This window comes from Pseudomonas sp. BN102, from assembly GCF_029871245.1.
GTDB lineage: Bacteria > Pseudomonadota > Gammaproteobacteria > Pseudomonadales > Pseudomonadaceae > Metapseudomonas.
This window is the reverse complement of record NZ_SSON01000020.1, coordinates 23,280-37,911: the sequence shown is the minus strand read 5'-3', so window position 1 is coordinate 37,911 and position 14,632 is coordinate 23,280. Positions and strand designations below refer to the sequence as shown.

Here is a 14,632-nt window from a genome sequence, read left to right as displayed (position 1 = left end):
TCTCGTCAGCGGGAGGCGCATTCTACAGCGTTCAAAGCCGCTGTCAACACCTCCTGTTCCAGCTTCATCCGCCAGTGGCGAACCTTGCGAAGCGGAACCTTCCGACACCCTTGCCACTAGCTTAACTCGTTGATTATCAAGGAGTTTTACTTGGCGACTGCGCCGGAAGTGGTGCGCATTATAGGGATGCCAAAACTGCCGTCAACACTTATTTGAAATCTTTCTGTCATCCGGCCTGAAGGGTACGAAAAGCCTGGGCAGGAGTCGCACCATTCCCGGCATTCGCAGCAGCATCAGGAGAGCGCCGGTCAGGGCATAACCGGACCACTCAGCCATATCCGCCCGCACGACCCAGAGCATATGCAGCAGCGCAATGGCGAGAATGGCGTAAACCAGTCGATGCAGTTGCTTCCAGCGCTTGCCCAGGCGCCGGACGCTGAAGCGATTCGAAGTGACGGCCAGCGCCAACAGGCCACTGAACCCCAGGGCGCCAACGAAGATATACGGCCGCTTGCCCAGGTCGATCAGCAATTGCTGCATATCCAGGCCAAGCAGGAACACGGCGTAAGCGCTGACATGCATGACCACATAGCTAAAGCACCAGAGCCCCAGCTGACGGCGCACCGCGATCCACCCTCCCCAACCGGTCAACTTCTGCAGTGGTGTCATCGCCAGGGTGATCAGCAGGAACCAGAGTGCTCCAAGGCCCAGCCGGTCGACCAGCACCTTTCCCGGATCCGGCCCCAGGGCGAATATCCAGGCCTGATACAGCCAGAGGCAGACGGGAATCAGCGCCAACACGAACACGAAAAGTCGCCAGAGTCTGAAACGCATTAGTAGTACTTCCTCAGATCCAGCCCCGCATAGAGGCTGGCCACTTCTTCATAACCATTGAACATGCGCGTCGGCACTATGTTCGGACTGAACAGGCCGCTGGGGAGGCGCCGCTCGTGCGCCTGGCTCCAACGGGGATGATCCACTTCGGGATTGACGTTCGAATAGAAGCCATATTCCTGCGGTGCTATGGATTCCCAGGTCGTTCTCGGCTGCTCGCTGACCAGACTGATACGCACGATGGATTTGATGCTCTTGAATCCGTACTTCCAGGGCACCACCAGGCGCAGCGGAGCGCCATTCTGGTTGGGCAGTACGCGACCGTACATGCCCACGGCGAGAATGGTCAGCGGATGCATGGCTTCATCCAGCCTCAAGCCCTCCACATAAGGCCATTCGATCAGGGAGAAGCCCGAGCGTACGCCGGCCATCTCGTCAGGGGCGAGTCGGGTCTCGAAGCTGACGTACTTCGCATTGCCGGTCGGCTCGACTTGCTTGAGCAGGTCCGCCAGTGGAAAGCCCAGCCAGGGAATGACCATGGACCAGGCCTCTACACAGCGCAGGCGGTAGATGCGCTCCTCCAGCCCACGGGGCTTGACCAGGTCCTCTACCGAGTAGGCGCCCGGCTTGGCGACCTCCCCATCCACTCGCACGGTCCAGGGTTCGATGCGCATCTTCTCCGCGTAGCGCGCCGGATCCCCCTTGTTGGAACCGAACTCGTAGAAGTTGTTGTAGTGGGTCGCATCCTTGAACGGCGTCACCGCCTCGTTCCCCGGAGTAATCGCCTGCCAGCGAGTGGCCGCGAGCTTGTCGGCGAACCAGGCGGGAGCCTGGGCAGCCTCGACATCGGGGTAGGCGGAAGCATCCTGGGCACGCCCAGGCAATGCCGCCATGGCGGCCAGGCCGCCAACTGCCGCAAGCAGGCGGCGACGGGAGAGATAGATGGCTTCAGGCGTGACTTCGTGTTCGCGGCACGCGGACGAAGGCGGGATCTGGATCAACATGGCGGCTCCGCAACTTGGGCTGGGATGCCCAGTAGACTGCGGAGCCGCGGGGAAATTACATCACTCGACCTGCTTGCGGCGGCGCAGCTGGAGCAAGTATTGCACCGGACCGGATGCGGCGTAAGCCAGGAAGATCAGCAGGAGGATGCGCGGCGGATCGCTGAACACCACGGCAAAGGCCAGCACCACCACCAGGATAGCCACGAACGGCACACGTCCTTTCAGGTCCAGGTCCTTGAAGCTGTAGAATTTGATGTTGCTCACCATCAGCATGCCGGCCAGGGCGACCAGCAGGGCAACGATGAACGACATGTTCGAGCCCTTGATGCCGAAATCGCTGAAGGCCCATACGGTGCCGGCCACCACTCCCGCCGCGGCGGGGCTGGCCAGGCCGATAAACCATTTCTTGTCCACCTTGCCGATCTGGGTGTTGAACCGCGCCAGCCGCAGGGCCGCGCCGGCCACATAGATGAAGGCGACGGTGAGGCCGACGCTGCCAAGGCCGCTCAGCGCCCATTCGAAGGCCAGCAATGCGGGTGCCACGCCGAAGGCGACCATGTCCGACAGGGAATCGTACTCGGCGCCGAAGGCGCTCTGGGTGTTAGTGAGGCGGGCAACACGGCCGTCCAGGCTGTCCAGCACCATGGCGACGAAGATGGTCGCGGCGGCCACCGAGTAGTTGCCGCTCATGGCATTGACGATGGCGTAGAAGCCGGCGAACAGGTTGGCCGTGGTGAACAGGTTGGGCAGCAGGTAGATACCGCGATGCCGGACCTTGCGCCCCTCTGCGTCCTGGCCTTCCTCGACGTGCTCGTCGATCGGCAGGAGGCTGTCGTTTTCGGTGGGCTGGTTGGGCTCTTCGGGACGTTCACTCATGAACAACATCCTTGCATCGGGTACGGAATGTGATGGGCGGGAATGACGAATGCACCACCCGGCAAACAGGCTTTATACCAGAACCCCGCTGCCATAACGAAAGAACGCGGCCGAGGCCGCGTTCCTTGAGATCGGGATAAGACCTTAGTTCTTGGTCTTGTCGACGATCTTGTTGGCGGAGATCCACGGCATCATCGCGCGCAGACGCTCGCCGACCTGCTCGATCGGGTGAGCGGCGTTGTTGCGGCGGTAGGCAGTCATCGAAGCGTAGTTCGAGGCACCTTCCTGGATGAACATCTTGGCGTATTCGCCGTCCTGGATGCGCTTCAGAGCGTTGCGCATGGCCTGACGGGATTCGGCGTTGATGACCTCCGGGCCGGTTACGTATTCACCGTACTCAGCGTTGTTGGAGATCGAGTAGTTCATGTTGGCGATGCCGCCTTCGTACATCAGGTCGACGATCAGCTTCAGCTCGTGCAGGCACTCGAAGTAGGCCATTTCCGGCGCGTAACCGGCTTCGACCAGGGTTTCGAAACCGGCTTTCACCAGCTCGACGCAACCGCCGCAGAGAACGGCCTGCTCGCCGAACAGGTCGGTTTCGGTTTCGTCCTTGAAGGTGGTTTCGATGATGCCGGTACGGCCGCCGCCCACGCCGCAGGCGTAGGACAGGGCGACGTTCTTGGCGTTGCCGGAAGCGTCCTGGTAGACGGCTACCAGGTCAGGAATGCCGCCGCCCTTGACGAACTCGGAGCGAACGGTGTGGCCCGGGGCCTTCGGCGCGATCATGATCACGTCGAGGTCGGCGCGCGGCACGACCTGGTTGTAGTGGATGGCGAAGCCGTGGGCGAAGGCCAGGGTGGCACCCTTCTTCAGGTTCGGCTCGACTTCTTCCTTGTACAGCTTGGACTGGAATTCGTCCGGGGTCAGGATCATCACCAGGTCGGCGGCAGCAACGGCTTCCGGCACACTCTTGACGGTCAGGCCATGGGCCTCGGCCTTGGCAACGGTGGCGGAGCCGGCACGCAGGCCGACGGTCACGTCGACACCGGAATCCTTCAGGTTGCAGGCATGGGCATGGCCCTGGGAACCGTAACCGATGATGGCAACTTTCTTGCCCTGGATGATCGAGAGGTCACAGTCTTTGTCGTAATAAACTTTCATGTTCCTGACTCTTTTATAACGAAAGGGATGGGGTGCGCGCACCGCGACAAGTGCACATTAAGCGATCTGATCCATTGCGTAAAATGATATATTCGCAACGCAATATGCCGATATGAGAAACACTCATGGACAGTCACTCCCTCAAGCTCTTTCTTTCCCTGGCAGACAACCTGCACTTCGGCAAAACCAGCCGCGAGCAGCATGTCAGCCCCTCCGCGCTCAGTCGCAGCATCAAGCAACTCGAGGACGAACTCGGCGCACCACTGTTCGTGCGCGACAGTCGCTCGGTTCAGCTGACCCGCGAGGGGCAGCAGTTCCGCGAATACGCGAGCGAGGCCATGAGCGGCTGGCATGCCATCCGCCAACGACTCATGCAGGACCAATTGGACCTGCACGGCGAACTCTCCCTGTATTGCTCGGTGACGGCGAGCTACAGCTTCCTCTACGACATCCTGAGCAGCTTCCGCCTGGACTACCCCCGCATCGAAATGAAGCTGCACACCGGCGACCCCGCAAGGGCCGTCGAGCGGGTGCAACAAGGGCTGGAGGATCTTGCCATCGGCGCCCGACCCGACAACCTGCCAGCCGGCGTCGACTTCCAGTCGATTACCCGCTCGGAGCTGCGCTTCATTGGCCCACAGTCACCTCAACTGCTGACAGAAGAACAACGGAGGGAGCCCACGGCGCAGAGCTGGAAGGACGTACCGATGATTCTCTCGGAAGAAGGCCTGGCCCGGACCCGGACCGACCGCTGGCTGAAAAGCCACGGCATCAAACCGCGCATCTATGCCCAGGTGAGCGGCAACGAGGCCATCGTCAGCATGGTGAGCCTGGGGTTCGGTATCGGCGTGGTTCCGCAGATCGTGCTCGACAACAGCCCACTGACCGCACGCATCCGCATCTACGATATCCAGCCGCCATTGGCCGCCTACGACATCGGCCTGTTCGCCCTGGAAAAACGCCTCAAGGCCCCGCTGATCGCAGCCTTCTGGAATCGCCGCCAGTAAAATCAGGGCAATAAAAAACCCCGCACCAGGCGGGGTTTTTCATGACCGCGATCAGATCGTCAGCACTTTGTCGCCACGGGAAATCCCGGTGACGCCACTGCGTACGGTTTCCAGGATCGAGCTGGTGCCGATGGCCTGGATGAAGCTGTCCAGCTTGTCGCTGGTGCCAGCCAGCTGGATCGTGTAGACGCTGCTGGTAACGTCGACGATTTGGCCGCGGAAGATGTCGGTGGTGCGCTTGACCTCAGCGCGCTGGGCGCCGGTGGCCTTGACCTTTACCAGCATCAGTTCGCGCTCGATATGGGCGCTCTCCGACAGGTTCACCAGCTTGACCACTTCGATCAGCTTGTTGAGGTTCTTGGTGATCTGCTCGATCACCTCATCGTGGCCGACAGTGGTCAGGGTCAGACGCGACAGGGTCGGGTCTTCGGTCGGAGCCACGGTCAGGCTTTCGATGTTGTAGTTGCGCTGGGAGAAGAGGCCGACTACGCGGGACAGCGCGCCTGGCTCGTTTTCCAGCAGCAGGGAGATGATGTGTCGCATGTTCAGGTCCGCTCCGTCTTGCTCAGCCACATGTCGCGCATGGCGCCTTCCCGGATCTGCATCGGGTAGACGTGCTCGCTGGCATCGACCTGGATGTCGAGGAACACCAGACGGTTCTTCAGCGCAAATGCCTCTTCCATCTTCGCTTTCAGATCCTTCGGATCCGTCACGCGAATGCCGACGTGGCCATAGGCTTCGGCCAGCTTGACGAAGTCAGGCAGCGATTCCATGTAGGAGTGCGAGTAACGGCTGTTGTACTGCATGTCCTGCCACTGGCGGACCATGCCCAGCGCACCATTGTTCAGGTTGACGATCTTCACCGGCAGGTCGTACTGCAGGCAGGTCGACAGTTCCTGGATGTTCATCTGGATGCTGCCTTCGCCGGTGACGCAGGCCACATCGATATCCGGGAAGTTCAGCTTGATGCCCATGGCCGCTGGGAAACCGAAGCCCATGGTGCCCAGGCCACCGGAGTTGATCCAGCGATTGGGCTTGTCGAAGCGGTAGTACTGCGCCGCGAACATCTGGTGCTGCCCCACGTCGGAGGTGATGTAGGCATCGCCCTTGGTCACTTCCCAGAGGGTCTCGATCACGCTCTGCGGCTTGATGATGGTGCCGTCGCCCTTGTCATAGGGGAACAGGTCGCCACCGGCGCGCCACTCGTCGATCTGCTTCCACCAGCTGGCGACGGTTTCCTTGTTCGGGGTCTCGCCGATTTCCTTGAGGATGGCGACCATTTCGGACAGCACGCTGTCCACCGGGCCCACGATCGGGATGTCGGCCTTGATGGTCTTGGAGATCGACGCCGGGTCGATGTCGATATGGATGATCTTGGCGTTCGGGCAGAACTTGCTGGCGCCGTTGATGACGCGGTCGTCGAAGCGTGCGCCAATGGCCAGGATCACATCGGAATGGTGCATCGCCAGGTTGGCGGTGTAGCTGCCGTGCATACCCAGCATGCCGACGAACTGGCGGTCGGTGCCCGGGAAGGCACCGAGGCCCATCAGGGTGTTGGTGACCGGCAGGTTGAGCATCTTCGCCAGCTCGGTGAGCTGCTCGGATGCGCCACCCATGATCACGCCACCACCGGCGTACATGATCGGACGCTTGGCGGCCAGGAGCATCTCGGCAGCCTTGCGGATCTGGCCGGAGTGGCCGCGGACCGCCGGGCTGTAGGAACGCAGCTTGACCTTTTTCGGGTAGCTGTATTCGAACTTCTGGGTCGGGTCGCCCATGTCCTTCGGAATGTCGACCACAACCGGGCCGGGACGACCGGACTGGGCGATGTAGAAGGCCTTCTTGATCACCTCGGGGATTTCCGAGGGATGCTTGATGATGAAGCTGTGCTTCACGATCGGGCGGGAGATACCGACCATGTCGGTTTCCTGGAAGGCGTCGGTACCGACCATGTTGCTCGGCACCTGGCCAGACAGGATCACCATCGGAATGGAGTCCATGTAAGCGGTGGCGATGCCGGTAATGGCGTTGGTCGCACCGGGGCCGGAAGTCACCAGCACCACACCGGGTTTGCCGGTGGCGCGGGCGTAACCGTCAGCCATGTGGGTAGCGGCCTGCTCATGACGGACCAGGACGTGGGTTACGTCGTTTTCCTTGAACAGGGCATCGTAGATATGCAGGAGGGCACCACCCGGGTACCCGTAGATGTACTTAACGCCTTCGTCACGCAGCGAGCGGACGACCATTTCAGCGCCAGATAAAAGCTCCACGTTTTTCACCTCTAGAACGCCAGTAAACCGCCCGCGACCGGACGGCCTGAATAGGTTTGCTTGCAAGCAGAGCGTGAGCGACTGGTGGTCGCCGACTACGTCAGCTACTGACTGAGCAAGCATTGGGTCGGCCCCTGAGAGTTGTTGCGGGGCTTTCCCACCCAGCGCGAGGTAACGCGTTGCGGGTGTAACAGGTCGGCGCGGGTATGCACCTCATCGTCTGCTGCAGCTTCCGACTTGCGGCCGGCCCACTACAACAGCGAACCCTGGATTCTTCGGATTGGGACAGCACAAGTCAAGTAGTCCGTTGAGGAATCTTGCTTGGCCGGCTGTGACGCGACGCAGGATCACGCTCGATGGCTTTTGGTTATAGTTACGCGAGGATACTCCGCCAACAGAAGGAAACCGCATGCACCGCATGATTCTCGCCGGCAGCCTGCTGCTGGCACTGAGCACGTCCGCCGTGGCCAGCCAGGTCTACAAGTGGGTCGACGCCCAGGGTATCACCCACTTCGGTGCGCAGCCGCCCGAAGGCCAGCAAGCCACCAGCGTGAACACCTCGGTGCCCAAGCCGCGCCCCGGCTTGCCGCGCCTGGACAGCGAGCAGCCGGAACCTGCACCGTCCAAGAGCACGCCAGTCGGCGACCAGAAGGCCATCGACGAGAAGGTGAAGGCGGATGTTGCGACTCAGGAGGCCGAACGGCGCAAGTATTGCGAGACCATCCGCACCAACCTGGCCCAGCTGCAGAACAACCCGCGCCTGCGGGCGGAAGTGGACGGGGAGGTGCGCCGGCTGAGCGAGGAGGAGCGGCAGTCGCGGATCAAGGACGCCGAAAAGGCGATCAGCGAGAACTGCGACTGAGGCAAAGCCTCAGCTCTCCCCGCCTATCAATCTATCGAACGCGCCAAGCGCCTCCAGCAGCCCGCCCACCTCGGTGAGCCGCTCCCGATAGGTTTCCTCCGCCATGGCGCGGATGCCCGACGCATGGGGCAATTCCAGATCGTTCTCGAGGATGGCCTTCATGCGCGGCAGGAAGATCCACTGCAGCCATTCCTCGAACGCCAGGGTATCCACGCAGAATGGCGCCTGGCTGGCCAGGGCCGCCGCACTGGGCGACTCCTCGGCCCACCAACCCATGCCGCGCAGCTCCTGCTCGATGAGCAGGAGCTGGTCAGCCACATCAACGAAGCGCGGATCCATCAGAGATTGACCTTGGCGCGATCACGCGCCAGGGCGGCGCCGGACGGATCGCCCTGGCGTTCACGCGAGCGTGCGATCAGGTCCCACAGGCTGGCCTGCATGGCCGGGCGGCCATTGGCGTAGGTCAGCGCACGCCGGGCGAACTGCTCGGCCTGCGCTGCGTCGCCCTGGGCCAGGCGCACTTCGGCCAGGCGATAGAGCACCTGGGGTTCGCGCGGCGCGATGCGCTGGGCGCGCTCCAGGCTGGCGGCGGCGCCATTGAGGTCGCCACCACCCTGCTGTTGCTGGGCAGTGGTCAGCAGCGCCAGCACCGGCCCGTCGAGCTGCTCGTCGGCAGCCAGGCCGCCACTGCCGCTGGGGATGCCGCTTGGCGCAGTCGGGGCCGGGGCGCTATAGCCGCCACTGCTGGGCGAACCGTAGCTCGGAGCGCCATAGGCTGGCGCGCTTGGCGCAGCCCCAGGGCCCGTGGTGATTGGACCGGGCGTAATACCGCCGCTGGTGATGCTGCCGCTGATGGGGGCGCTGGGAGCTGGCGCAGCCTGCGCCGCACTTGAACCGGCGCCGGGCACCATGACGACGACACCGGCGTCCTCTGGCGTGTTGCTCCGCGGCGCGGCGGGCGCCTGATTGTAGCCACCGCCACCGGAGGGTTGTTCCAGTTCGGACAGCGGCGCGCCGGAATCGACTACGGGAATGGCACCACGCTGCGGGGAAGCACAACCAGCCAGCAGGGCGGCTGCGGCAAGGGCGGGAATCCAGGCTTTACTCACTTTTCATCCTCTCGGTTCATTGCATCCAGCCGCGAACCCAGTCCATGACCGAGTCCACGGGGGCGCCCATGCCGCAGGGGGCACCAGGGGCGGGTTCGCTGCCACGAATGTAGGGCATTTGTACTGCACCGGGGCAGCTCGAGTCCGAGCCCTGGCCACTGTGCGGATCTATCCAGGCTTGCACCACGTTGTCCGGCATCGGCATGTCCAACGGCAACGGGTCAGCCTTGCGCATGAAACTGGTCCAGACCTGCAGCGCGCCGGTGGCGCCGGTCAGCGGCGTCTTGCCGTTATCATCGCGCCCCAGCCAGACCACAGCCAACAGATCCTGGCTGAAGCCGGCGAACCAGCTGTCCCGCGAATCGTTGGTGGTGCCGGTCTTGCCCGCCAGGGTCAGCGACGACGGCAGCTGGCTGTAGACCGAACGCGCGGTACCTTCGCGCATAACTCGTTGCATGGCGTTCTGCACCAGATAGATGGCACCCGGATCGAAGCGTTGCTGGATCTGGAAGGGATAGCGCTTGAGCGGTTCACCCTCCGACGTCAGCACGCTGCGAATCGCCCGAAGCGGAGTGTTGAAGCCGCCATTGGCCAGGGTCTGGTACATGGTCGCCACTTCCATCGGGCTCAAAGCACCAGCACCGAGAAGCATCGAGGGATACGCCGGCCACTGGCGAGAAACACCCAGCCTCTCAAGAGTTTTGAGCACATTCGGCACACCCAGTTCCAGGCCGAGCTTGGCAGTCGACAAGTTGTAGGAGTTGGCCAGCCCCTGATACAGGTAGATGGTGCCGTGCGCCCGGCGATCGTAGTTCTGCGGGCGCCAGACCTGGCCGTCCTGGCCCTTCACCGAGAAAGGTTCGTCAGCGACCCAGCTGGTGAGGGTGTACTGGCTGGGCCGTTCCAGTGCCGTGAGGTAGACAGCGGGCTTGATCAGCGAACCGATGGGACGCACGGCGTCCACGGCGCGGTTGAATCCGGCGAAGCGCGGCTGGCGGCTGCCGATCAGCGCCTGGATTTCGCCGGTTTCCGGGTTGCTCACCACCATCGCCGACTCCACCTGGTCCACGCCCTTGCGCCCGGCCAGGCGTTTCAGGGTTTCGTTCAGCGAAATCTCTGCCTTGGACTGCAGGATGGGGTCGAAGCTGGTGAAGATGCGCAGGCCTTCTTCGGTCAGGTCTTCCTCGCGATAGTCCTCGCGCAGCTGGCGCTTCACCAGGTCGAGGAAGGCCGGGTACGAGCTGTCGGCCAGGCTGCCGCGCTTGCTCACGCCCAGGGGTTTCTGCTTGGCCGCGGCGGCTTCCTCGGGCGTGACCACGCCTTGCTCGGCAAGCAGGTCGATCACCAGGTTGCGCCGCTCCAGCGCACGCTCCGGGTAGCGCCGCGGGTTGTAGTAGGACGGCCCCTTGACCATGCCCACCAGCATGGCGATCTGCTCCAGCTTGAGCTCCGACAGCGGCTGGCTGAAGAAGTACTGGCTGGCAAGGCCGAAACCGTGGATGGCGCGCTGGCCGTCCTGGCCGAGGAACACCTCGTTCAGGTAGGCCTCGAGGATTTCGCGCTTGTCGTAATGCAGTTCCAGCAGCACCGCCATCATGGCCTCGGTGGCCTTGCGCGAGATGCTGCGTTCGTTGCTCAGGTAGAAGTTCTTCACCAACTGCTGGGTCAGGGTACTGCCGCCCTGGCGCAGCTGGCCGGCAGTGGTATTGACCCAGAAGGCACGGACGATCGACTTGGGCGATACGCCCAGATGGTGGAAGAACTCGCGATCCTCCACCGCCACCAGGGTCTCGATCAGGTAAGCCGGCACCTGGTCCAGGTTGACCAGGACACGGTCTTCATTATGCGCGGGGTACAGGCCGCCGATCAGCAGCGGCTCCAACCGTGCCACGGCCAGGTTGGCCCCGTTGGCCTGGTTCAGGCCGGCCACGTAGTCGCCAGAGAAGCGCACGCGAACCCGCTGGGCCGGTTCGGCGCCTTCGTAGAACTGGAAGCCACGGGTGTTCAGCTCGACGGTGTTGCCGGCGACAGAAGCGGCGCCCGGGCCGTTGGACAGACTCTCGCGACGATAGCCCAGGGCATCGAGTTCCTTGAGGAAGTCATCCTTGGCCAGCTTCAGGCCGACGAACAGCTCCAGCGGCCGGGCATAGACCTTGGCCGGCACCGTCCAGCGCTTGCCGGAGAATTTCTCCTGCACCACGGCGTCGAGGTAGATGGCGAAACCGGCCAGCACGACCAGGCCCACCAGGCCGAGCTTGACGGCCCAGCCGAGCCATGGACGGAGACCGCTGGGGCGGCGTTTAGAGCGGGATTTGGGGGATCGAGGACGAGTCATGGCGGCGCATTATACGCACTTTATCCACAGCCAACAGGCGCGCCCTGACGGTTTGCAGCCCGACGCCCAGAGGCCATAATGCCGGGCTCCGATTGCGCAGAGAACAAGGAACGCCCGTGAGCCAGCCCCTGATAGCCGCCCTGCAGAATCCCGCCCTTTTCCCCCATCCGGTGGACGGATTCCAGGTGATCGAGACGCACATATCCTGGGTGCTGCTGACCGGCAGCTATGCCTACAAGATCAAGAAGCCGGTCAACTTCGGCTTCCTCGATTTCACCAGCCTCGACGCCCGCCAGCATTTCTGTGGCGAAGAGCTGCGCCTCAACCAGCGCCTGACCCACGACCTCTACCTCGAAGTGCTGCCGATCACCGGCAACCCCGAGGCTCCGCAGATCGGCGGCGAAGGTCCGGCATTCGAGTATGTGTTGAAGATGCGCCAGTTCCCTCAGGAGAACCTGCTCAGCGCCCTGCAGGCCCGCGGTGAACTGACGCCCGCCCATATCGACGCCCTGGCCCGGCAGATCGCCAGCTTCCACCTGGCCGCCCCGCAAGTAGCCGTCGACCACCCGCTGGGCACCCCGGAAGCGGTGATGATGCCGGTCCGGCAGAACTTCGAGCAGATCCGCCCCTTGCTCAACGACAAGGCCGACCTGCAACAGCTGGAAGCCCTGGAAGCCTGGGCCGAAAGCAGCCACGAGCGCCTCGTGCCCCTGCTGGCGCGGCGCAAGCAGGAAGGCTTCATCCGCGAATGCCACGGTGACATCCACCTGGGCAACGCCACCCTGATCGACGGCCAGGTGGTGCTTTTCGACTGCATCGAATTCAACGAGCCTTTCCGCTTCACCGATGTCTACGCCGATATCGCCTTCATCGCCATGGACCTGGAAGACCGTGGCCTCAAGCCGCTTTCCCGGCGCCTGATCAGCCAGTACCTGGAGCACTCCGGCGACTATCACGGCCTGGAACTGCTGAACTTCTACAAGGCCTACCGCGCATTGGTGCGGGCCAAGATCGCCCTGTTCAGCCTGGCCCACCAGGCCGATGCCGTGCAGAAGGCCGCCACCCTGCGCCAGTACCGCAACTACGCCGGACTGGCCGAAAGCTACAGTGCCATCCCGACACCCTTCCTCAGCATCACCCATGGTGTTTCGGCCTCAGGCAAGAGCCATGTGGCGCTGCGCCTGGTGGAAGCCCTGGGCGCCATCCGCCTGCGTTCCGACGTCGAACGCAAGCGCCTGTTCGGCGAGCAGGAAGCCGGTGCCAAGGACCTGCAGAGCGGCATCTATAACCAAGACGCCAGCGCCGCCACCTACCGGCGCCTGAACCAACTTGCGAAGGCCGCCCTGCATGCCGGCTTCCCGGTGGTCATCGACGCCACCTTTCTCAAGCAGGAACAGCGTAAGGCGGCCCGCAAGGTGGCCGAAGAAACCGGCACGCCCTTCCTGATCCTCGACTGCCACGCACCGGAAGCGGTGATCGAGACCTGGCTGGCCCAGCGCCAGGCCGAAGGCGGCGACCCGTCCGATGCCACTATCGAAGTGGTACGCGCCCAACTGGCCAGCCGCGAGCCACTGGACGCAGGCGAACAGGCGCGGAGCAAGCGCATCGACACCGACCAGGCGGCCAGCCTCGACGGTCTGGTCAAGCACATCCGTCAGCACCTGCCCACCGCCTGACGCCGCCCGCCCCACCGCGACCGGCAACATCCGTCCCGGCTTCTATACTGCCGGCTGAGTCGCCCTCAGCCGTGCAGCTCAGAGCCAGCTCCGCAATCGCCCCAAGGTCATCACCGGTCCGGCGGGCCGTGGGTCCAGAAGAAGCGGCCAGGAACCGGCCCTATCGCATCAGCAGTGATCGTCGTCCGTGCAAGGAACGCACGAGGATGAAGCGATAGCACAAAGCCACGCTGGATGGCCGCTACACTTATCCACAGCACTGCCCTCTCGTGCCCTTTCCATCGCAAGGAGGCTCGATGAACGACGAACTGCAGCATATGAAGAACCTGGGCAAGACCTCGGCGCAATGGTTGCACGCGGTCGGCATCCACAGCGCGTCGGACCTGCGCCGGCTCGGCGCTGTCGGCGCCTACAAGGCCGTCCGGGCACGGGGCTTCAGGGCCTCCAAGGTACTGCTCTACGCGATCGAAGGTGCCCTGCTGGACGTGCACTGGAACGATCTGCCCCCCGGCCACAAGGCGGAACTGAACCACCAACTGGATACACCCGGCGCTAACAACAAGAGCTAGCTCACAACGTCCGCCAGGAGTGATTTACGAGCTCGGCGCCGGCCCCTATTGTTTCAGGGGTCTTCGTGCGCCACGCCATTCCAGTCAGTTCAAGGAATTACTGCCATGTACCTACTCGGGGAGCAACCGGCCTACGCCGACCAGCTGATCAACCGCCTGCAATGTATTCCCGGGCAGTTGCTCGAGGGCCTGGAGCCAGCCGGCCCGCCCCTGCGCCTGGAGCAGGCCGAAGACGTGGCGCCGCTGCTGCCGGCCAATCAGCTGTTCCTGATCGAGAACGGCCTGCTGCACGCCGTGGTCGACGAACGTCCGCTCTTCTACCTACAGGAAGGCGACCTGGTAGGCCTGCGCCAGGGCATCGACCTGCCCTCTTGCCGCTACAGCTGCGACGAGCCCATCAGCCTGCTGCCCTTTAACCGCAGCGACGTGTTCAAGCACATCTATCGCAATGAAAAGCTCCAGGAACTGTTCATCCAGTACCTGGTGGGCCATACCGCCCTGCTTTCGGATGCCGTGGCCCGCCTGAAGCAACCGGATGTGCGCCCCTCCACCGGCTTCCAGCATTTCGGCGCCGGCGAGGAGCTGATCCAGCAGGGCGATGAGGCCGACCACGTGTTCATCATCATCGAGGGCCATGCCGAGGCCTATGTCGACGGACAGAAGGTGGGGGACGTGCAAAAGGACGAGATCTTCGGCGCCATGGCGGTGTTCACCCGGGAAAAACGCAGCGCCACCGTAGTTGCCAGCGAACCCTGCACGGTCATGGTGATCCCCAAGGAGCAGTTCCTCAGCCTGATGCAGAGCAACCCGCGTATCGCCCACAGCCTGATCGAGAGCATGGCGCGGCGGATCGACCTGCTGAACAAGGAAGTCACCCAGCTCAGGCTATCGCCCACCAAAGCCTGAGACCATGGAAAGGACCCGGCCTC

The 14,632-nt window shown here is 63.1% G+C and carries 14 protein-coding genes; 5 read left to right on the top strand and 9 right to left on the bottom strand.

Annotation, left to right across the window (positions count from 1 at the left end; genetic code table 11):
* Nucleotides 1–201: 201 nt before the first annotated feature.
* From msrQ to ilvC, 4 genes are all read right to left on the bottom strand, one after another.
* On the bottom strand, nt 202–834 hold the full coding sequence (gene msrQ / locus E8F12_RS02385) for a protein-methionine-sulfoxide reductase heme-binding subunit MsrQ (protein WP_280323696.1): 633 nt from the start codon (nt 832–834) through the stop codon (nt 202–204).
* Nucleotides 834–1,838 (bottom strand): protein-methionine-sulfoxide reductase catalytic subunit MsrP, encoded by a 1,005-nt coding sequence (gene msrP / locus E8F12_RS02380; protein ID WP_280323695.1) that lies wholly within the window; start codon nt 1,836–1,838, stop codon nt 834–836. The genes msrQ and msrP overlap by 1 nt, the downstream gene beginning before the upstream one ends.
* A gap of 60 nt (nt 1,839–1,898) precedes the next feature.
* A complete protein-coding gene (gene pssA, locus E8F12_RS02375) occupies nt 1,899–2,714 on the bottom strand; it encodes a CDP-diacylglycerol--serine O-phosphatidyltransferase (RefSeq protein WP_280323694.1) in 816 nt (271 codons plus the stop codon).
* A gap of 144 nt (nt 2,715–2,858) precedes the next feature.
* Nucleotides 2,859–3,917: a ketol-acid reductoisomerase gene (ilvC, locus tag E8F12_RS02370; protein WP_280323693.1), complete on the bottom strand. Its 1,059-nt coding sequence runs from the start codon at nt 3,915–3,917 to the stop codon at nt 2,859–2,861.
* A gap of 83 nt (nt 3,918–4,000) precedes the next feature.
* Here ilvC and ilvY point away from each other — a divergent pair, with 83 nt between their 5' ends.
* Nucleotides 4,001–4,882: an HTH-type transcriptional activator IlvY gene (gene ilvY, locus E8F12_RS02365; RefSeq protein WP_280323692.1), complete on the top strand. Its 882-nt coding sequence runs from the start codon at nt 4,001–4,003 to the stop codon at nt 4,880–4,882.
* 51 nt (nt 4,883–4,933) lie between these two features.
* Here the strand turns inward: ilvY and ilvN are convergent, their stop codons facing one another.
* Entirely contained in the window at nt 4,934–5,425 is a 492-nt protein-coding gene (gene ilvN / locus E8F12_RS02360) for an acetolactate synthase small subunit (RefSeq protein ID WP_151136916.1), read from the bottom strand.
* 2 nt (nt 5,426–5,427) lie between these two features.
* Complete coding sequence (locus E8F12_RS02355) at nt 5,428–7,152, bottom strand: acetolactate synthase 3 large subunit (RefSeq protein WP_280323691.1); 1,725 nt, start codon at nt 7,150–7,152, stop codon at nt 5,428–5,430.
* 409 nt (nt 7,153–7,561) lie between these two features.
* On the opposite strand from E8F12_RS02355, the gene E8F12_RS02350 reads away from it, so the two are divergent.
* Nucleotides 7,562–8,014 (top strand): DUF4124 domain-containing protein, encoded by a 453-nt coding sequence (locus E8F12_RS02350; protein ID WP_280323690.1) that lies wholly within the window; start codon nt 7,562–7,564, stop codon nt 8,012–8,014.
* A gap of 9 nt (nt 8,015–8,023) precedes the next feature.
* Here E8F12_RS02350 and E8F12_RS02345 read toward each other — a convergent pair whose 3' ends face one another.
* The 3 genes from E8F12_RS02345 to mrcB are packed head-to-tail and all read right to left on the bottom strand — an operon-like array spanning nt 8,024 to nt 11,458.
* Entirely contained in the window at nt 8,024–8,353 is a 330-nt protein-coding gene (locus E8F12_RS02345; RefSeq protein WP_280323689.1) for a YqcC family protein, read from the bottom strand.
* Nucleotides 8,353–9,123 carry a tetratricopeptide repeat protein gene (locus E8F12_RS02340; RefSeq protein ID WP_280323688.1) on the bottom strand — a complete coding sequence of 257 codons (771 nt, stop codon included), beginning with the start codon at nt 9,121–9,123 and terminating at the stop codon, nt 8,353–8,355. Before E8F12_RS02340 ends, E8F12_RS02345 begins: the two co-directional genes overlap by 1 nt.
* A 16-nt stretch (nt 9,124–9,139) precedes the next feature.
* The gene (gene mrcB / locus E8F12_RS02335) at nt 9,140–11,458 is read right to left on the bottom strand and encodes a penicillin-binding protein 1B (RefSeq protein ID WP_280323687.1); all 2,319 of its coding nucleotides are present in this window, start codon (nt 11,456–11,458) and stop codon (nt 9,140–9,142) included.
* 116 nt (nt 11,459–11,574) lie between these two features.
* Between mrcB and E8F12_RS02330 the strand changes: the two genes are divergently transcribed.
* The 3 genes from E8F12_RS02330 to E8F12_RS02320 all read left to right on the top strand — a co-directional run bounded on the left by E8F12_RS02330 (nt 11,575) and on the right by E8F12_RS02320 (nt 14,609).
* Nucleotides 11,575–13,134 carry a bifunctional aminoglycoside phosphotransferase/ATP-binding protein gene (locus E8F12_RS02330; RefSeq protein ID WP_280323686.1) on the top strand — a complete coding sequence of 520 codons (1,560 nt, stop codon included), beginning with the start codon at nt 11,575–11,577 and terminating at the stop codon, nt 13,132–13,134.
* Nucleotides 13,135–13,430: 296 nt separating this feature from the next.
* Nucleotides 13,431–13,703, top strand: coding sequence for a TfoX/Sxy family protein (locus tag E8F12_RS02325; protein WP_280323685.1), 273 nt, complete (start codon nt 13,431–13,433; stop codon nt 13,701–13,703).
* 105 nt (nt 13,704–13,808) lie between these two features.
* On the top strand, nt 13,809–14,609 hold the full coding sequence (locus tag E8F12_RS02320; RefSeq protein ID WP_280323684.1) for a cyclic nucleotide-binding domain-containing protein: 801 nt from the start codon (nt 13,809–13,811) through the stop codon (nt 14,607–14,609).
* The last annotated feature ends 23 nt before the right edge of the window (nt 14,610–14,632 follow it).